Annotated in this window: 13 protein-coding genes; 6 read left to right on the forward strand and 7 right to left on the reverse strand. The window is 68.7% G+C overall.

The window, feature by feature from the left end; translation table 11 throughout:
• The first annotated feature begins 120 nt into the window (after positions 1 to 120).
• Positions 121 to 3,501: a glycosyltransferase gene (locus EDF58_RS20030; RefSeq protein ID WP_132268815.1), complete on the forward strand. Its 3,381-nt coding sequence runs from the start codon at positions 121 to 123 to the stop codon at positions 3,499 to 3,501.
• 18 nt (positions 3,502 to 3,519) lie between these two features.
• Here EDF58_RS20030 and EDF58_RS20035 read toward each other — a convergent pair whose 3' ends face one another.
• From EDF58_RS20035 to EDF58_RS20045, 3 genes are read right to left on the reverse strand one after another with little or no spacing between them, the layout of a single operon-like run.
• A complete protein-coding gene (locus EDF58_RS20035) occupies positions 3,520 to 4,920 on the reverse strand; it encodes an ATP-binding protein (protein WP_132268817.1) in 1,401 nt (466 codons plus the stop codon).
• Positions 4,917 to 5,603: a response regulator transcription factor gene (locus EDF58_RS20040; RefSeq protein WP_132268819.1), complete on the reverse strand. Its 687-nt coding sequence runs from the start codon at positions 5,601 to 5,603 to the stop codon at positions 4,917 to 4,919. The genes EDF58_RS20035 and EDF58_RS20040 overlap by 4 nt, the downstream gene beginning before the upstream one ends.
• A 29-nt stretch (positions 5,604 to 5,632) precedes the next feature.
• A complete protein-coding gene (locus EDF58_RS20045; protein ID WP_132268820.1) occupies positions 5,633 to 6,091 on the reverse strand; it encodes a PDZ domain-containing protein in 459 nt (152 codons plus the stop codon).
• A gap of 305 nt (positions 6,092 to 6,396) precedes the next feature.
• Between EDF58_RS20045 and EDF58_RS20050 the strand changes: the two genes are divergently transcribed.
• From EDF58_RS20050 to EDF58_RS20065, 4 genes are all read left to right on the forward strand, one after another.
• The gene (locus EDF58_RS20050; protein ID WP_132268822.1) at positions 6,397 to 7,194 is read left to right on the forward strand and encodes an AcvB/VirJ family lysyl-phosphatidylglycerol hydrolase; all 798 of its coding nucleotides are present in this window, start codon (positions 6,397 to 6,399) and stop codon (positions 7,192 to 7,194) included.
• Positions 7,191 to 7,667, forward strand: coding sequence for a DUF2147 domain-containing protein (locus EDF58_RS20055; protein WP_132268824.1), 477 nt, complete (start codon positions 7,191 to 7,193; stop codon positions 7,665 to 7,667). Before EDF58_RS20050 ends, EDF58_RS20055 begins: the two co-directional genes overlap by 4 nt.
• Complete coding sequence (mprF, locus tag EDF58_RS20060; RefSeq protein WP_243654395.1) at positions 7,649 to 10,264, forward strand: bifunctional lysylphosphatidylglycerol flippase/synthetase MprF; 2,616 nt, start codon at positions 7,649 to 7,651, stop codon at positions 10,262 to 10,264. The genes EDF58_RS20055 and mprF overlap by 19 nt, the downstream gene beginning before the upstream one ends.
• A 156-nt stretch (positions 10,265 to 10,420) precedes the next feature.
• Entirely contained in the window at positions 10,421 to 11,401 is a 981-nt protein-coding gene (locus EDF58_RS20065; RefSeq protein ID WP_132268825.1) for a magnesium and cobalt transport protein CorA, read from the forward strand.
• A gap of 98 nt (positions 11,402 to 11,499) precedes the next feature.
• Here the strand turns inward: EDF58_RS20065 and EDF58_RS20070 are convergent, their stop codons facing one another.
• The 4 genes from EDF58_RS20070 to EDF58_RS25945 all read right to left on the reverse strand — a co-directional run bounded on the left by EDF58_RS20070 (position 11,500) and on the right by EDF58_RS25945 (position 16,887).
• Complete coding sequence (locus EDF58_RS20070; protein ID WP_132268827.1) at positions 11,500 to 12,633, reverse strand: BON domain-containing protein; 1,134 nt, start codon at positions 12,631 to 12,633, stop codon at positions 11,500 to 11,502.
• Between the two features lie 173 nt (positions 12,634 to 12,806).
• Positions 12,807 to 14,180 carry a carbohydrate porin gene (locus EDF58_RS20075; RefSeq protein ID WP_243654396.1) on the reverse strand — a complete coding sequence of 458 codons (1,374 nt, stop codon included), beginning with the start codon at positions 14,178 to 14,180 and terminating at the stop codon, positions 12,807 to 12,809.
• An 87-nt stretch (positions 14,181 to 14,267) separates the two neighbouring features.
• On the reverse strand, positions 14,268 to 16,712 hold the full coding sequence (locus tag EDF58_RS20080) for a glucose/quinate/shikimate family membrane-bound PQQ-dependent dehydrogenase (protein WP_132268829.1): 2,445 nt from the start codon (positions 16,710 to 16,712) through the stop codon (positions 14,268 to 14,270).
• 22 nt (positions 16,713 to 16,734) lie between these two features.
• Entirely contained in the window at positions 16,735 to 16,887 is a 153-nt protein-coding gene (locus EDF58_RS25945; protein WP_165921496.1) for a hypothetical protein, read from the reverse strand.
• Between the two features lie 350 nt (positions 16,888 to 17,237).
• Between EDF58_RS25945 and EDF58_RS20085 the strand changes: the two genes are divergently transcribed.
• Positions 17,238 to 18,563: a dicarboxylate/amino acid:cation symporter gene (locus EDF58_RS20085; RefSeq protein ID WP_132268830.1), complete on the forward strand. Its 1,326-nt coding sequence runs from the start codon at positions 17,238 to 17,240 to the stop codon at positions 18,561 to 18,563.
• Positions 18,564 to 18,587: the final 24 nt, after the last annotated feature.

The raw sequence follows: 18,587 nt of genomic DNA on the forward strand, positions 1-18,587 counted from the left end.
ACCGAATTTGACATTCGCACCCTCGTCATTGCCTCTGGTTCCCGGGCCGCACCTTCCAGAAGACCAATGAGCCTCCGGGCGGCGTTCCCCCACGCCGCCCGGAACTTCGTGAGGCACGCCGTGGCAGCACCTGTTTTCTTCGACCCCACCGGAAACCGGCGCGTCCGGGTCCGCCGCCTGTCGTTCCTGGCGCTGCTGCTGGCGATCGCCGCCTGCGTCGTCTTCGCGACGACCGTGGCCAGCGTACCGGCCCCGCCGCCGCTGCCCATCGCTTACGAACATGCCTCCCCCCTGCCGTTCCGCGCGCAGATCGGCCACCTCACCCGCAGCGCACGCAAGTTCCTGTTCGGCAAGGCCGCCGTCCAGACCCCGACGCCCGGTGCAAAGCCGATCACGGTGGGCTTCTACACGCCCTGGAGCGACGACAGCGCCACGTCGCTGGAACGCCATATCGATCGGCTGGACTGGGTGGCCCCGGCAACCCTCTCCGTAGACGCGACCGGCGCTCTCAAGGTCGACGACGATGCGCGCCTGAAGCACATCCTTTCCTCCGCGCTCCACCGCCCGCTGGTGGTGCCGGTGCTCCAGAACACCGTCGACGGTGACTGGCAGGGCGATGCCACCGCCGCCCTGCTCGCCCGCCCGGTCCGCCGCCGCGCGCTGGAAACGCAAGTCGCCGCCTATCTCGACCGGACCTCGGCCGCCGGCGTCATGGTCGATTTCGAAACCATGCCCAGCGCCAGCCTGCCCAACTTGCGCCTCTTCCTGAGCGAACTGCGCGCGGTTCTGGCGCCGAAGCACCGGATCGTCTCGGTCACCATGCCGATCGACAATCCCGAATGGTCGATGCGCGCCTTCGGGCAAGTCGCCGACCGGCTGGTGCTGATGGCCTATGACGAGCACTGGCAGGGCGGCACGCCCGGCCCGATCGCCTCGAACCCGTGGTTCGCGCAGAAGGTCTCCCATGCCCTGGCCGGACTGCCGCGCGGCAAGGCGATCGTCGCTCTGGGCGAATACGCCTACAACTGGCACGACGGCAAAGCCGACAGCATGACGGTGGAGGAAGCCTGGCTCGACGCGCACGACAGCGGCGCGCCGCCGCAGTACGACGCCATGAGCGGCAATGCCGGCTATTCCTATGACGATCCGCAGGACGGCCAGGATCACCGCCACGACGTGTGGATGCTGGATGCGGCCGCGACCTGGAACGAGATGCAGGTCCTCTCGCGCCTGGGCGTGGGCGACATCGCGCTCTGGCGCCTCGGCTCCGAAGATCCCGGCTTCTGGAACACGGTCAAGGCCTGGCGCACCGGCACGCGGCCGAACCTCACCCGCCTTGTCCAGGCCGCCAATGTCGACGTGGAAGGCCAGGGCGAGATCCTCGACGTGACCGCCACCCCGCAGGAAGGCAGCCGCACGGTCGATTTCGATGCGGCCACCGGCATGATCTCGGCGGAAAGCTACACCCGCCTGCCCACGCCTTACGTCGTCCACCGGATCGGCGCCCTGCCGAAGAAAGTCGCCCTTACCTTCGACGACGGCCCGGACGCCACCTGGACGCCGCGCATCCTCTCGATCCTCGAACAGTACCACGTCCCCGGCACGTTCTTCGTCGTGGGCGAAAACGCGCTGACCAACCGCGACCTCATCAAGCGCATCGCCGACGACGGCGACGAGATCGGCAACCACAGCTACACGCACCCGAACATGGCCGAGGAAGCCGCGACCGGCATCGGCCTGGAACTCAACGCCACGCAGCGCCTGGTAGAGGCCACCACCGGCCGCTCCACGCGCCTGTTCCGCGCGCCCTATTTCGGAGACGCGGAGCCCACCACCGCCGACGAACTGGTGCCGGCGGCCATCGCCCACGCCCGCGGCTATACGGTGGTCGGCCTCCACGTCGATCCGGACGACTGGAAGCGCCCCGGCGTGCAGCATGTGATCGACAGCACGATCGCGCAGGTGGAATCCGCCTCGCCCGACCGTTCGGAGAACGTCATCCTGCTGCATGACGGCGGCGGCGACCGTTCGCAGACCGTGGCGGCGCTGCCCGTCATCATCGAGCGCCTGAAGCAGGACGGCTACACGTTCGTGCCCGTCTCCACGCTTGCCGGCCTTTCGCACGATGCGGTGATGCCCAAGGTCGACGGCGTGGACCTGGCCGCCGTTCGCGCCGACGTGGCGCTGTTCGGCGCGCTGGCGGCGATCCTGGTGGCGCTCAACTGGACGTTCTTCTTCGCGATCTCGCTGGGCGTGCTGCGCTCGATCGGCCTCGCCTCGCTGGCAAGCCTGCTGCGCCGTCCGCAGCCGATGGCCGCGCCGGAGGACACTTGCGATCCGCTCGTCACCGTCATCATTCCCGCCTTCAACGAGGAGCGCGTGATCGAGGCCTCGGTGCGGCGCGTGCTCGAAAGCGACTATCGCCAGCTCCAGATCATCGTCGCCGACGATGGATCGAAGGACCGGACGAGCGCCATCGTCCGCGAGGCTTTCGCCAGCAATCCCCGCGTCGAACTGCTCACCCTGGTCAACGGCGGCAAGGCCGCGGCGCTCAACCGGGCGCTGAAGGATGCGCGCGGCGGCGTGATCGTGGCGCTCGATGCCGATACCCAGTTCGAACGCGAGACGATCTCGCGCCTGGTGCGCTGGTTCGCCGATCCCGCCATCGGCGCGGTCGCGGGCAATGCCAAAGTGGGCAACCGCGTGAATCTCGTCACCCGCTGGCAGGGCGTGGAATATGTCACCGCGCAGAACCTGGAGCGCCGCGCGCTGACCCGGCTGGACGCGATCATGGTCGTGCCCGGCGCGGTCGGCGCCTGGCGCCGCGAAGCGCTCGACGATGTCGGCGGCTATCCCGAGGACACTTTGGCGGAGGATCAGGACCTCACCATCGCCATCCAGCGCAAGGGCTGGAAGATCGCCTACGACGAAGACGCCGTGGCCTGGACCGAAGCGCCGGAGAGCTTCCGCGCGCTGTCCAAGCAGCGCTTCCGCTGGTCGTTCGGCACGCTTCAGTGCCTCTGGAAGCACCGCGGCACCCTGGCCAAAGGCCGTCCTTCCGGCCTCGCCTTCATCGGCATGCCGCAGGCCTGGCTGTTCCAGATCGTCTTCGCGGTGATCTCGCCCGCCATCGACCTTGCCCTGCTGATCTCGATCGCCGGCACCGCCTTGCGCGTCTCGCAGCACGGCTGGGCCCAGACCCAGACCGACGTGCTGCGCATGGGCGCCTATTGGCTGGCCTTCACCTTGGTGGACCTCGCCTGCGGCTGGATCGCCTACCGGCTCGACACCCGCCGCGAGCGCTTCCGGCCGCTGCTGCTGCTGGCGCAGCGCTTCGTCTACCGCCAGCTCATGTATAGCGTGGTGATCCGCGCGGTAAGCGCCGCTTTCGCCGGCAAGGGCATCGGCTGGGGCAAGCTGGAGCGCACCGGCCGCGTCACCGCGACGCCGGGCGGCGGCCCGGCAACGCCGGCACGGGAGCGCGAACTGGAAACGGTCTGAAGGGCGCGGAGATCGGCGTCAGGCCGGAATGCCGAGCCGGACCTCCAGCCCACCGCCCGGCGTTTCCGCCAGTTCGACGCGCCCGCCATGCAGCTTCGCCACGGCCTCGACCAGCGCCAGCCCAAGCCCCGAGCCGGCGACCGCGCGGCTGGGATCGAGCCTGCCGAAACGCTGCAAGGCCGCCTCGCGCCGCGCTTCCGGGATCCCCGGCCCATCGTCGCGCACGCCCAGCACGACCTGTCCCTCGCGCCGCCGGGCAAAGAGCGCGATGGTGCTGCCGCCTTCGGCATATTTGACGGCATTGTCGACCAGGTTGCCGAGCGCCTGGCTCATCAATTCGCGGTGGAGCAGCACGGTGAGCCCCACCGGCACCTCGGCCCGCAGCACGAAGCCCGCGTCCTCGGCATAAGGCTCGTAGAGCGCCGCGAGATCGCCGAGGAAATCGCCCGCTTCCGTCTGCTCGAAGCGCTCGCGGCCGATACCGGCTTCCGCACGGCCGATCTGGAGCGCGGTGGTGAGAATGCGGGTGAGCGTATCCGCCTCGGTCAAGGCGCGCTGCATGGCAGCCTCGGCTGCGGGATCGCGCGCCTCCAGCGCCGCCTGTTCCAGCACCGCGCGCAGCCGCGTGACGGGCGAGCGCAAGTCGTGCGCCAACCCTTCCGCCACCACGCGCAGCTCGCCCACCAGCGTCTCGATCCGCGCGAGCATGGCGTTGATCTCGCCGGCAAGCTCGTCGAAAGCGTCGCCCGAACCGTCCAGCGTCACGCGGGCGTCGAAAGCGCCGCTGCCCACCCGGTGCGCGGTCTGCGCCATGTCGTGGACGCGCTGGCCCACCAGCCGCGAGGTCAGGACCGCCACCAGCATCGCCAGCGGCAGGGCCAGGAACAGCGCCGCGAACAGCGCCTGCTCGAAACTGTGCTGCAGCTTGAGGTCGCGCCCGATCTCGATTCCGGCCAGCAGGATCGTGCCGTCCGCAAGCCGCGTCTCGGATAGCGCCATGTTCAGCGGCTGGGCGCTGTCGCTCCGGTAGAGCACGGTCTCGAACTGGCCGCCCGCCTCGGGATCGGGCGGCGGCAGGGCCGAAAGATTGCCCACCAGGCTGCGCCCGTCGCGGTCGGCCAGGAGCAGGACCGGCGCACGGCGGCCCTCGCTGCGCAGCCGCCGCTCGACATTCGCCTGGAGCGCCGCCGATCCGCCGTCCTGATAAGTGTCCAGCAAGTCGTCGCGCAGTTCCTGGACCAGCGCCCGCTGCTCGTCCCGCACGCTCTGCTGACCGGCGATCCATACGAAAGTCAGCACCCCGCCGGTGGCGACGAGCTGGAACAGCACGACCGGAACGAAAAGGCGGAACGTCGTCGAGCGCAGGAAGCGCGGCAGGCGCGCGGGCGCGACCCCGCCGCCCGTCAGGCCGCCCGTCAAGCCGCCAGTCCCAGGCGGTACCCCGCCCCGCGCACGGTGTGCAGCAGCGGGGCCGCACCGTCCTCATCCAGCTTGCGGCGCAAGCGGCTGACATGCACGTCGATGACATTGGTGCCGGGATCGAAGTGATAGTCCCACACCGCCTCCAGCAGCATGGTGCGCGTCACCACTTCGTCGACATGGCGCAGGAAGTATTCGAGCAGGCGGAATTCGCGCGGCTGGAGATCGATGGCGCGGCTGCCGCGCCGCACCTTGCGGGCCAGCAGATCCATTTCCAGATCGCCGCAGGCCAGCCGGGTTTCAACCGCCGCCTGCCCGCCGCTGCGCTTCACCAGCAGGCGCACCCGGGCGAGCAGTTCCGCAAAGGCGAAAGGCTTGGTGAGATAGTCGTCCGCGCCGGAGGTGAGCCCCGCCACGCGGTCATCGGTCGATCCCAGGGCCGACAGCACGATCACCGGCGTCTCGATCCCGCCTGCGCGCAGGGCGCCCAGTACCGACATGCCGTCCATCTGCGGGATCATGCGGTCCAGCACGATGGCATCGTAAGTCCCGTCGCTGGCCAGGAACAGCGCATCGCGCCCGTTCGCGGCCCGATCGACCACGAAGCCCTCCTCGGCCATGCCCTTGGCGATATAGGTCGCCGTGGCGTCGTCGTCCTCGACGACCAGCAGCTTGTGACCCATTTCTTCGCCCGGCCCCTTCACATCGCGGTTCAGAGCCCTTGCGGCTCCGGCTCCCGGGCAAGATCGATCGTGCGGACCGCGCCCTGGTGCACTACCTTCAGGTGAATAGGCCGTTGTCCGCGCTCAGACAACTCCTCGGCGAGGGCCTGCAGGCTCGGCGGTTCGTGGCCGTCGGCGCTTTCGATCCAGTCACCCACCGCCAGCCCCGCCTTCTCGGCATAGCCGCGCGACCGCACGCTGGTGACGACCAGCCCCGGCTGCGGCCCCGGCACCGGGTCCGCGGTGAAGTCCAGCACCTGCCGCCAGCCCTCGGCCGAAAGCGTGCCATGGGGATGGGGCAGGGTCTGGCCGATCAGGCCGAAGTGCCGCTGCGCCCAGATGTCGCCCCAGGTCAGCGCGCCGGTCACGGCCAGCAGCGCGCCCAGCATCGGCAACAGGCTGAGTATCCGCGTCCTGCGGCGACTGCCCAGGTCCTGCGCCTCGCTCACGCGAAAGCCTCCTGGCCCAAAGCCGCTTGGCCCAAAGCCGCTTGGCCGGAAGCCGCCTGGCCCAAAGCCGCTCGGTCACAGCAGGACATGCAGCCGGGCCTGCCGGCAAGGAAAGGGGAGATGGGCGAAACGAACATGAAGCGGCACGATCCTCGGCGCCAGTACGAGACTGACCGCAAGCTACACCCTTGCCCTGCATTATCGCAGCACGGCGTGCCGGAGTCACATTAAGGAAAGTCCATGTTTGCTCCACGCTGCGGCAAGGTCCGCGCGCCCAGACCGGCAGCATGAAAAAGGCTGGCAGCATGAGAGGAACAGCACCCCGTCGGTCGCGGCGCCGCGCCGCCTGGCTGGCCGCGGTGGTCATCGTCGCCGCGGCCGTGCTGGCCGCCTGGCTCGGATGGCTCGGCGCCTGGAACGCCAGCCCTTTCGCGGACCTGCCGGCAGCAAGCGCCGGCACGGTCAAGGGCGAGCGCTATGCCGCCGTCCTGCTCTCGGGCGACATGGGGCCGCGCGCCGGGCTGGGCGGGCAACTGGCCACCCGCCTCGCGGATCACGGCCTGGCCACCGTCTCGGTCAATTCGCTCACCTACTTCAAGGTCCGCCGCACGCCCGCCGAGGTTTCCGCCATGCTGGCCGAGGCCATCCACCGCGCCATGACGCTGGGCCATGCCGACCGCGTGATCGTGCTCGGCCAGTCGTTCGGCTCCGACATGGTTCATGTTGGGCTGGAGCATCTTCCCGCCGACGTGCGGCGCCATGTCGCGATGGTGGTGCTGACGGTGCCCACGCGCACCGTGTTCCTGCGCGTCTCGCCGCTCGAATGGCTGGACCGCACGCCGCCCGACGCGCCTGCCCTGCCCAGCGCCATGAAGCTGGATTGGGTTCCCGTCGTCTGTATCCATGGCCGCGACGAGCCGGACAGCCTCTGCCCGCTGCTTCACCTGCCGCGCCTGACGCAGATCGTCCTGCCCGGCGACCATTACCTCGACAAAGATGCCGACCGCCTGTTCGCTGCGATCCGCGGCGCCCTGGCCGCGCATTTCGGCCCCGGTCGCATATTCGCCAAGCGCCTCACGAGCGGCGCGGAGATCGCCCCATGACTTCGTTCACCCGCGCCTTGCGGAGCGCTCTGCAGCGCACCCTGCCGCGTCCCCGCCTGCGCGCTTTCCTGCCGGTGCTCGCGCCGCTGCTGATCGGCGCGCTGGCCGCCACTGCCCCGGCCCGGCCGGTCAATACCATCAGCCCCTACGGCCGCTGGCTCAATCCCCGCGGCGACGTGGAAGTCTCGGTCGCGCCTTGCGGGGCGATGCTGTGCGGCACGGTCACCTGGGTCGGCGGCGCGGCGGTGGCCGATGCCACGGATGCCGGCGTCGGCCATCTCGTCGGCACCCAGCTCCTGCGCGACTACCACCGCGAGGAAGACGGCGGCTGGCAGGGGCAGGTCTTCGTGCCGGACATGGGCGAGAGCTTCTTCTCCCGCATTCGCCAGCCCGATCCGGCGCACCTCAAGATCAGTGGCTGCATCCTGCACGGGTTGATCTGCAAGTCGCAGACATGGACACGCCGGTCATGAGCGCGGGCGGCACCCTGCAGGCGCTCGGACGCCGCTTCGCCCACCTCCAGCCGCTGGCCCGCCGCCTGGCGATCCCCGCGCAGCTCGCCGTGGCCGCTTTCGTGCTGGCGCTGGCGGCGATCTGCCTGCACCGGCTGGCCATGTCGCTGAACCTGCAAGCGCTGGTCCGCACCGCGCGCGCCATCCCCGCATGGCGCTTCGCCGCCGCACTGGGGCTGACCGGGGCGAGCTACCTGCTGCTCACCGTCTACGATGTCATGGCCCTGCGCACCATCGGCCGGCCGCTGCCCTATCGCACGGCCGCGCTGGCTTCGTTCACCAGCTATACCCTCAGCCACAACCTCGGCTTCGGCCTTTTGACCGGCGCCGCCGCGCGCCTGCGCATCTACGGCACCAAAGGCCTGGGCACCGGCGAAGTCGCCCGCGTCACCGCCATTGCAGGGATCACGTTCTGGACCGGTGTGCTGGCCTCCGGCGCGCTGGCCCTGCTGGTCCATCGCCGGCCATTGGTCGTGGCCGAGCACGTCCTTCCGCTGGGCGTCCAGCATGCCGTGGGTGCCGGGCTGCTCGTACTGCTGTCGGCCGGCGCGCTGACAGCCCGGCGCTGGCACCTGCCGCCCCCGGCAGCGATCGCACGGATGACCCTGGTGGCCCTGGCGGACATCGCCGCCGCCTGCGGCACGCTCTACGTCCTGCTCCCTCACGCGCCGATCGCGCTCTATCCGCCGCTGCTGCTCGCTTACGTCCTGGCCATCGTCATCGCGCTGGTGAGCCACGTTCCCGGCGGCCTCGGCGTGTTCGAAGCCACCGTAGTCGCGCTCTGCCCGCAGATCCCGGCGGGAGAACTGGTGGCCGCGCTGCTGGTCTACCGCATTGTCTACTATCTCCTGCCGCTGGCCTTCGCGATGGTCCTGCTGGTCCGCCACGAACATGCCCGCTGGCGCCGCCCCGCGGTGCTGGCGCTGAAGGCGGGGGAGACGATGATGGTCAGCCTGGCCCCGCGCGCGCTGGCGCTGCTGGTGTTCCTGGGCGGCGCCATCCTGCTGCTCTCCGGCGCGACCCCCGCCTTGCCCGAGCGCATGGCCGACATCCGCGGCATCGTGCCGCTGCCTTTCGTGGAAGCCTCGCAGATCGCCGCCAGCCTGGTGGGCACGCTGCTGCTGCTGCTGGCCCCCGCGCTCTATCGCCGGCTGGACGCGGCCTTTCTGCTCACCCGCGCGCTGCTGCTGGCCGGGGCCGCCTTCTCGCTGATCAAGGGCCTGGACTGGGAGGAAGCGCTCACCCTGCTGGCGGTGGCCGGTATCCTGCAACTGGCGCGCAAGGGCTTCTGGCGGCGGACCGCGCTGACGGCCGACGTGATGAGCGCCAACTGGATCCTGGCGATGGTCGCCACGATCGCGCTGGCCATCGTCATCGGTTACTTCGCCCAGACTTTCCCCGCCTATCGCGGCAGCCTCTGGTGGAAGTTCGCCTGGTCCGGCGACGCTTCGCGCTATCTGCGCACCAGCTTCGCCGTCGCGGTGCTGATGTGCGCCTCGGTCCTGCTCGCCTTCCTGCGCCCCTCGCGCCGGGCACGCCTGCCGGATGAAGTCGCGGTCGACGTCGACGCCGCACTCCGCCATGCCACCCGCTCGGAATCGATGCTGGCGCTCACCGGGGACAAGCTGTTCCTGGCCGGTCCCGACAATCGCAGCATGCTGATGTACCAGGTCCAGGGCCATTCCTGGATCGTCATGGGAGACCCCGTGGGCGATCCGGCGGACTGGCCCGAACTGCTCTGGCGCCTGCGCGAGCGGGCGGACGCCAACCAGGGCCGCGTCCTGCTCTACCAGGTCACGCCCGAAGTCCTGCCCATCGCCATCGACATGGGCCTGCAGCTGATGAAATACGGCGAGGAAGCCCGCGTGGACCTCACCCGCTTCGGCCTCGAAGGCCCTGCCGCCCGGCCGCTGCGCCATGCCATGCGCCGCGCCGAGCGCGAGGGCGCCGAATTCGCCATCGTCCCCGTCGCCCGCGTGCCAGGCCTCATGGCCGAGCTTGGCGCGGTTTCGGACGAGTGGCTGCGCGCGAAAGGCCAGCGCGAGAAAGCCTTCAGCGTCGGCCGCTTCGATGCGGCCTATATCGCCCGCTGCGACGTGGCCGTGGTCCGCTGCGCGGGCCGGATCGTCGCTTTCGCCAATCTCTGGAAGACGGCGGGGCGGCAGGAACTCTCGGTCGACCTCATGCGCCACCGCGCCGAGGTACCTTATGGCTGCATGGACTTCCTGTTCACCCGTCTCATGCTCTGGGGCCGGCAGGAAGGCTACGCCTGGTTCAACCTCGGCCTTGCGCCGCTCTCCGGCATCGAGGCCCGCCGCCTCGCGCCGACCTGGGCGCGGGCCGCCGGGATGCTGTTCCGCCACGGCGAGGCCTTCTATGGCTTCGAAGGCCTGCGGAACTACAAGGAGAAGTTCGCCCCCCTCTGGGAGCCGCGCTACATCGCCTGCAACGGCGGCATGGCCACCGGCCGCGCGCTGCTGGATCTCCAGTCGCTCATCGCCGACGGCAAGGGCAGCGCCGCGCGCCAGCATACCGAACGGCAGCGGGAAATGCGTTGAGGCGCAAGCGGGTTCCGAACATGGGCAGGCCCGTCCCGCCCACGGCTCCCCTGCGCCGGGACGCCGCCGCGGACGGCATTCGATAAGGCAGGACATGCCTTCCCCCCGCCGCTATCGTAATCGGCGAAGTCACCAGAATTCCGGAAAAACGCCCCGATGTCCGTCATTGCCGCCCGCCTCTATCGCCAGGGCCACCCCGCCGAGCCGGTCTCGCTCGAAAACTGCCCGCCGATCCAGGACCGGCCCCAGGGCCAGGGCGAGGACTTCGTCTGGATCGGCCTGCATGAGCCGACCGAAGCCGAACTGCGCGCGGTCCAGAAGACCTACGGCCTCCATCCCCTGGCCGTCGAGGATGCGCTGAAGGCGCACCAGTTGCCCAAAGTCGATATCTATGGCGACCAGCTCTTCGTCATCGCCCGCACCGCTCACCTCGAAGGCGACGAGATCGTCTATGGGGAAACCTCGGTGTTCGTGGGCAAGCACCATGTGATCTCGGTCCGCCACGGTTCCGCGCGGGCCCATACCGAGCTGCGCGCCCAGCTGGAGGCCGCGCCCACCCTGCTCTCCAATGGCGTCGACTACGTCCTTCACGCCATTCTCGACTTCATCGTCGATGGCTACCTCCCCATCGTCGAGACCATCGAGGAAAACGTGCTGGAGATCGAGAAGCGCGCGCTCGACGCCTTCCTCGACCGCGAGGACGTGATGCGCCTGTTCGGCCTGCGCCGCGAACTGATCCGGTTCCAGCGCGTGCTGGGGCCGATGGCGGAAGTGAGCAGCAAGCTCGTCCACCTCGACGTGCCCTATCTGGATGCGGCGGTGCGGCCCTACTTCGCGGATGTCTTCGATCATGTGCGCCGCGTCGATTCCATGGTCGCCAGCCTGCGCGAAGTGCTGACGACGGTGTTCGAAGTGAGCCACCTGCTGGAATCGCAGCGCCAGGGCACGATCACTCGCCAACTCGCCGCCTGGGCCGCCATCCTGGCTGTCCCCACCGCGATTGCGGGCATCTACGGCATGAACTTCGAGAACATGCCCGAATTGCACATGCGCTACGGCTATTTCGGGGTGCTGACCGTGATCGCTGTGCTCTGCGCCACGCTCTATGCGTGGTTCCGCCATACCCGCTGGCTCTGATCCTCCCACGCCCGCCGCACATCCCACAGGCCCAAAGGAAAGGCCGCGGAGTTCCCTGGGGAACTCCGCGGCCAACCTTCGCAAGCGGTCGTGATCGCTTACGAAGAGCTACCTGTGGTGCTCGAACCCGAAGTGGGGGTTAGCCCGCTCGCGCTCGAACCAGTCGTCGTCGAACCAGTTGCGGTCGAACCCGTGGCCGTGGCACCTGTCCGTGCCGAGCCGGGAACCGAAGCCCCCTGGCCGGTGTCCGTCCAGTTCGTGCCGCCGGTGACGCGCAAGTTGTTCTGGACGTGCTTCACGCCGGTGACGTCATCGGCAAGGTCTTCCGCACGGCGCTTGGCGTTGCGGCTGCCCACGGTGCCGTCCAGCGTGATCTCGCCGTCCTTGGCGACGACGCGGATATTGGTGGCATCCACACGCCAGTCCTGCGTCAGGCGGTCGTTCACATCCTCGCGGATCCGCTCGTCGGATCGGGTATAGTCCGAAGGACCGCGACCGCGATGGTCGTCCTCGCGGCGGCGGGCGGCCTCTTCGTCGCCGAACCAGCTGGCGATCTCGTCACCGGCCTTCGCGAAGAAGCCGCGTTCCTCGCCATATTCGCGCCACTCGCCGTAATCGCGCGGGCTGCGGCTTTCGCTTTCCTGTTCGCCATAGCCGCGGCTGCCGAAATATCCGCGGCCGAACGTGTCGAACGTCGGGCGGTAGCTGAAGCTCGGGCTCAGTCCGCCCCCACCGCCGCGCCGGGCAGAAAAGTCCCGTCCGCCGTAGTCCTCGCTGGTGAAGCTAGCGAAGTCGTTGCCGCCGCTGGCATCGTATTCGCGGCTGGGATACGCGCCGCGGTCGCCCGAAAAGCGATAGGACTGGTCACCGCCGCGCCGACTGTAGTCGTCGCCATAGGCGCGTTCGCCGTAGCCGCGCTCGCGACCATAGCGTCCGCCGGCTCGCCCGCCCTCTCGATAGCCCGCCCCGTCGCGGCCAGCGGCTCGATAGCCGGACTCGTCGCGGGGATCGCTGCGATAGCGGCCTTCCAGGTCCTCCGCGGACGTGGCGCGGCGGCGGCGCGTCTCTTCGGAATAGCGGGTCTGCTGGTCTTCGTCGTTACCCCAGCCGCCGGTCTGGCGAGGGGATTCGCTTTGCCACTGGTTGGCCTGGCGGGGAGTTTCCCAGTCGGAGTCTTCGTTGCGGTAACCACCGGACTGCTGGCCGCCGAAGTTCGAATCACGCCGATTCATCGATGCTCTCCTTGGTGTCGTTCTGCTATGCCGAGACCGGCCCCGGCCGGGGTGCGGGGGCGCGCTCTGCATCGGCTGATAGTGGAACGTGGCGGGACGGACAGACGATCCACTGCCCAACGCTCAAGGAATCGATTTCATCGCACGCGGCGAAAAGGCGGCCGCCCGAAAGCCTAGAACTGCATCCTCACCTGACAGCCGAGCGCGAGCGCATTCGCCGTGGAGCGGAAGCTGAACGCGCCCGGGTCGAGAATGTACTGCACGTCCGGACGCACCACCAGCCAGCGGTTCGCCTGGAAGCCGTAGCTCAGTTCGATGGCCGTTTCCCCTGCCGGCAGCGAGGCATAGCTGCCCGGCACCGGCGCCGTATCGACATGAAGGCGGCGCAGGCGCGGATCGACCACGGCGTGGGTGAAGCCCAGCCCCACGGTGTCGGCATCGCGGCCCGCGAACGTCCCGGTCTTGACCAGTCCGCCCGCGTACCAGCGGGTGATCTGCGCCGAGATCTGCGGATTGGCCGTGAACTGCCCGAAGACCGAGAGGCCGCGGCTGCTGCCGCTCCGCCCCCCACCCTCGCGCCAGATCATCTGGTCCGCCAGGATATAGAAGCCGTAGCGCCCTTTCACGGTGCCGCCGCCGCCCTGCCGGGTGACGCGAGACGTATCGTAATAGCCGCCCACCTTGTAGTGCCCGGGAAGGACGCGGCTGCCTTTCGCCGCGCCGGGATCGTATTCGAACTCCAGCGGCAGGAGCACGCCGATGGTGCCGCCGGCGAAGGGGTTCCAGGCATTGTCCTGATCGTTGAGGCGCGGGTTCACCTGGTAGAGCCCGGTGCGCACGATCAGGTCCGGCCGCAACCGATAGCGCAAGGCCGCGCCCCAGCGGGCATTGGGGTAGTTGTACCAGCCGCTGTCGCCGGACATCGAAAGCGGATGGGCGCAGAAGGCCGCGTTCACGAAATTGCAGCCGATCGGCATGCCGCCCAGATCGTTGCCCATGGCGAAATAGCCGAGCCGCAGGTCGAGCTTGCCGCCCATCAGGCTCTGCTCGATGCTGGCCTCTGTCAGGCGCGCGTAATAGCCGCCGGCCGCCTCCTGGATCGGCAGGCGATTGCCCACGTAGTCCGAAGAGAGGCCCACGCCGCGCCGGTCGTTCACGGTCAGGTGCACGGTGGCGCCCTGCCAGCCGGCCAGGCGCTCCATGTCGAGATCCGTACCCATGCGGACTTGCTGGACGTACGTGGTGCCGCGGCGCTCTCCGCCATCCACGGCCGAGAATGTCTCCGAGACGTAGTCGCCGCGAAAGGTCACGCCCGACTGCTTCAACCGGGTGCGCAAGCCGCCCCAGTCCCCCGTGAGGGTCTCGCGCCCGGCGGGCGGCGGGACCGGCTTTTCGGCGGCGGCCGGGGGTTCGACCGGCCCGGCGGTTTGCGGCGCTTCCGGCTCATCCGCATGAGCGGGAAGCGCGACCAGCGGCGCGGCGAGAAGCAGCCCGAACCCGGTGGTCCGGGCGGCACGGCGAATCAAGGTCTGGATGCGTCGGGCCAAGGCCCCCTCCTCCCCGCCGTCCTGCGTGACGCGGGCTTGCTTTCGTTTGAAGGAATATGGGGCGACGACCGGCGCCGCCCCCAGCCGCTACTTGAGGGTATAAGCGATCACGTAGTCCCCGCGGTCGGGCGACTGACGCGCACCGCCTGCGGTGATGACGACATATTGCTTGCCCGTCCGCGGCGACTTGTAGCTCATCGGCCCGCCCTGGCTGCCGACGGGCAGACGGGCCTTCCAGACTTCCTTGCCGTTCGCCGCGTTGAAGGCGCGCAAGTAGTAGTCCTGGGTACCGGCGATGAAGACCAGGCCGCCCTGCGTGGCCAGAGTTCCGCCCAGGGTCGGCAGGCCGATCGGGATCGGCAGGCCCATCTTGATGCCCATGGGGCCGGTATCGCGCACGGTGCCGACCGGGACCTGCCACTTCACTTTGCGGGTCTTCATGTCGATCGCCGTCAGCGTGCCGAAGGGCGGGGCCTGGCAGGGAACGCCCAGCGCGGAGAGGAAGCGGTCCTTCACCACCGAATAGGGCGTGCCCTTCAGCGGCACGCTGCCCATGCCGGTGTTGATCGCCTCGCCCGCGGCGCCGGCCTTGCCCGCCTGCGCCTTGGTCTGGGCGACCATGCGCACCCAGAGGCCCAGGCGCATGTCGTTGGCGAAGATCGTGCCCGTGGTCGGGTCGGTCGAAAGCCCGCCCCAGTTCATCCCGCCCAGCGATCCCGGGAAGCTGAGCGACTTGTCGGTGCCCGGCGCGGTGTAGAGCCCTTCGTAGCGCATGCCCTTGAAGGCGATGCGGCAAAGGAGCTGGTCGAAAGGCGTGGCGCCCCACATGTCCGCCTCGGTCAGCGGGCCCACGCCGATCTGCGGCATGCCCACCGAACGCGGCTGGGTGAGCGCGTAAGGCTCGTTGGGAATATCCGCGGCCTTGACCGCGACGTCGGCCACTTCGGTCAGCGGCTTGCCGGTCGCGCGGTCGAGCACGTAGAGCTGGCCGGCCTTGGTGCCGAAGACCAGCGCCGGGACCGTCCGCCCGTCCTTGGCCGCGAAGTCGATGAAGCTGGGCTGCATCGGCAGGTCGAAGTCCCAGAGGTCGTTGCGGACGGTCTGGAAGTGCCACTTCTCCTTGCCGGTCGTGGCATCGAGCGCCAGCATCGAGGCGCCGTACCGGTGATCCAGCGATCTCCGGGGAACGCCGTAGAGATCGACCGAGGAACTGCCCACCGGCATGAACACGGTGTTCGACGCCGGATCGTAGGACATCGCCGCCCAGACATTGGGGGTGGAGCGGGTATAGGTCTGGCCCGGTGCGGGCATGCCGGTGATCCCCGGGTTACCGGGATCGAAGGCCCAGCGCAGCTGGCCGGTGACCACGTCGAAGCCGCGCATCACGCCGCCCGGCATATCGACCTGCACGTTGTCCGCCACGCGGCCGCCGACGACCACGGTAGTGCCGGCCAGGGTCGGCGCCGAGGTCAGCTGATATTGCGGGTCCGGCGCATCGCCGAGCCCGGCCTTGAGGTCGACGCGGCCGCCGTTGCCGAAGTCCGGGCAGAACTTGCCGGTCTCGGCATCGAGCGCGATCAGTTCGGCATTGATGGTGTTCATCAGGATGCGGCGCTGGCACGGCGCGCCCTCAGGCACGGTAACGGCGGTCACCGGGCTCGATCCGGGCATCGCCGGCTGCTGAAGGGGTGCCCTGGCATCGAAATAGGCCAGGCCGCGGCAGCGGTTCCAGACGGAAGCGCGCGCATCGATCCGCGCCTTCCACTTCTCGCGCCCGGTATCGGCGTCGAGCGCGATGACGTTGTTGTGCGGCGTGCAGATATAGACGGTATCGCCTACCTGAAGCGGGGTATCCTGGTCCTCGGCGCCATTGCCGTCGCTCACGGCCACGTCGCCGGTGCGGTAGGTCCAGGCGACCTTGAGGTTTTTCACGTTGTCGCGGGTGATCTGGTCCAGCGCGGCGAAGCGGCTGCCGCCGCTGGTGTTGCCATAGGCTTCCCAGTTCTTCTGCTCATGCGCGGGATCGACCGGGACCAGAGCGCCTTCCGGACCCGAGAAGGCAACGGTCGCATGGGGCACGAACATGCCCGCAAAACCCGCGGCCGAGGCAAGCCCGACGACCGCCGCCACGCCCAGCGCGGGTTTCCACGCCGGAGCCAGCCCGGCAGCGCGGCGCAGCAGCGGATAGGAGACCGCAACCACCGTCGCGCCGACGGCCATGGCCAGGAGGCGTGAGATCAGCGGCCAGAACGAGAAGCCCACTTCCCAGAGCGCCCAGGGAACCGTCAGCAGGAAGACTGCGCCGAACAGCAGTGCACCGATCGGCCGGCGGCGCGCGATGAGCACGCCCGAGACCATCAGCGCGAGGCCGGCCAGTACGAAGTAGAGGCTGCCCCCCAGACTGACGAGCTTCGCGCCGCCGATCGTGAAGAAGAGCCCGGCGGCCACGACCACCACCCCCAGCAGGAAGAGCCATGCCCTTGTCGGCATATTGGCGTCGTGCTTCCTGGCGTCGTACTTCGTGCCCCGCATTCGGCACCTCCTTGCTTTGATTTCACATGCGATTCAGAATCGCGCAGCGCGGAAAAAGGCGAACAGAAACGGTCAGGACACGCGCGATCCGGCCTTCCGGTTCAGGAAAGCAGGAACAGCGCGCAATCAATGCTTTGCCGGTCTGGTGACTGCACGGATTGGAAGCGTCGCGCATTGGCACTCCATCACGCTCTCGACCAATTTGAATTGCGCAAGGGCAATCGCTTATTGCTTTGTTATTGCTATAGTATTCCAAACCATAAAGTTATGGAAGTCTATCTTTACGTTATGGCCGCGCGGCATGGAGGCGGAGAACGCCGGATCGGACGTATTGTCTACCGATTAAGTTGACATTGAAGGGGCAGTGTGCGAGCGCCCGGATCGACAGTTTGCGGCCGCCTGCCCTTGCAGGATGCGCCGCAAGCGACGAAATGGGCTGCGGCCCGGGCCTTCCGGCCAGCACCGCCGATGGCCCGCACCGGCGAAGCAGGCCAGTGGCGGCAAGCCGGTAACGAAAGTAAGCGAATGTCGAATTCCCCGCGCTCCCAACGGTTATGGCTTCCCGGTTTCGGGACTCAGGTCATGCTGGGCATGGTCGTCGGCCTCGGCGCGGGACTGGTGGTCCGGCAACTGGGTGCCGACAGTGCGCTGGCCAGCGGTGCGAGCGAGACATTCCACACGATCGCCCAGATCTTCGTCCAGCTGCTGCGCACTCTGGTGCCGCCGCTGGTCTTCACCGCCATCATCGCCTCCGTCGCGGCGCTGCGCGGGCTCGACAATGCGGTGAAGCTGGTGGGCGAGACCCTGCTGTGGTTCGCGATCACCGCGTTGATCGCCGTGCTCATCGGCATAGCCCTGGGCCTGACGATCCAGCCCGGCCTTCACGCCAGCGTCGATGCCGGCGCCGCGCAAGTCCCCAAGGCGGTGGGCGGCTGGCTGGACTTCCTGAAAGGATTGGTCCCCGCCAATTACCTGGGCATCACCGCATCGACCACCATCGAGGCGGACGGCCCGGAAACCGCCGTTTCGTTCAACGTCCTGCAGATCATCATCGCGGCCGTGGCGGTGGGCGCCGCTGCCGTGCGCATCGGTGACAAGGCGGAACCGTTCCTGACCTTCATGACGTCCGCCAACCTCGTGCTGCGCCAGATGCTGCGCTGGCTCATCGCGCTGACCCCACTGGGCTCCGCCGCGCTGATCGCCAATGCCGTGGTGAGCTATGGATGGGATGCTCTTTCGGCGCTCGGCGCCTTTGCCGGCGCGGTCTACATCGGCCTCGCGATCGTCCTGCTGGCCGTCTACCCGATCCTGCTGCTGATTCACGGCATCAACCCGATCCGGTTCTTCTCGGTAGCCTGGCCGGCCATCCAGATCGGCTTCCTCTCGCGCTCCTCGGTGGGCACCATGCCGGTGACCGAGGAAGTGACGGAGCGCCTCGGCGTGCCGCGCTCCTATGCCGCTTTCGCCGTACCGCTGGGCTCGACCACCAAGATGGACGGCTGCGCGGCGATCTATCCCGCGATCTCGGCGATCTTCGTGGCCCAGTTCTACGGCGTGCCGCTGCAACTTTCCGACTATGCGCTGATCGTCTTCGTCTCGGTGATCGGATCGGCCGCCACGGCCGGCCTGACCGGCGCCGTCGTCATGCTGACGCTCACGCTCTCCACCTTGCGCCTGCCGCTGGAGGGCGTGGGGCTGCTGCTGGCGATCGACCCGATCCTGGACATGGGCCGCACGGCGGTCAACGTGGCGGGGCAGGCCCTGGTGCCCACGATCGTCTCGGAGCGTCTCGGGATGCGCGGTCCGATGCAGTTCCAGCCCGCCGAAGAGGGTGCCCCGGCCGCGTCCTGACGGGAACCGCGGCTGCTTCCGTGG

It is taken from the genome of Novosphingobium sp. PhB57, assembly GCF_004342985.1.
GTDB lineage: Bacteria > Pseudomonadota > Alphaproteobacteria > Sphingomonadales > Sphingomonadaceae > Novosphingobium.

Coding starts and splice junctions, on each gene's coding strand:
- EDF58_RS20040 (WP_132268819.1), bottom strand. CDS start 5,603: ATGGGTCACAAGCTGCTGGTCGTCGAGGACGACGACGCCACGGCGACC.
- EDF58_RS20050 (WP_132268822.1), top strand. CDS start 6,397: ATGAGAGGAACAGCACCCCGTCGGTCGCGGCGCCGCGCCGCCTGGCTG.
- EDF58_RS20055 (WP_132268824.1), top strand. CDS start 7,191: ATGACTTCGTTCACCCGCGCCTTGCGGAGCGCTCTGCAGCGCACCCTG.
- mprF (WP_243654395.1), top strand. CDS start 7,649: ATGGACACGCCGGTCATGAGCGCGGGCGGCACCCTGCAGGCGCTCGGA.
- EDF58_RS20065 (WP_132268825.1), top strand. CDS start 10,421: ATGTCCGTCATTGCCGCCCGCCTCTATCGCCAGGGCCACCCCGCCGAG.
- EDF58_RS20070 (WP_132268827.1), bottom strand. CDS start 12,633: ATGAATCGGCGTGATTCGAACTTCGGCGGCCAGCAGTCCGGTGGTTAC.
- EDF58_RS20080 (WP_132268829.1), bottom strand. CDS start 16,712: ATGCGGGGCACGAAGTACGACGCCAGGAAGCACGACGCCAATATGCCG.
- EDF58_RS25945 (WP_165921496.1), bottom strand. CDS start 16,887: ATGCGCGACGCTTCCAATCCGTGCAGTCACCAGACCGGCAAAGCATTG.
- EDF58_RS20085 (WP_132268830.1), top strand. CDS start 17,238: ATGTCGAATTCCCCGCGCTCCCAACGGTTATGGCTTCCCGGTTTCGGG.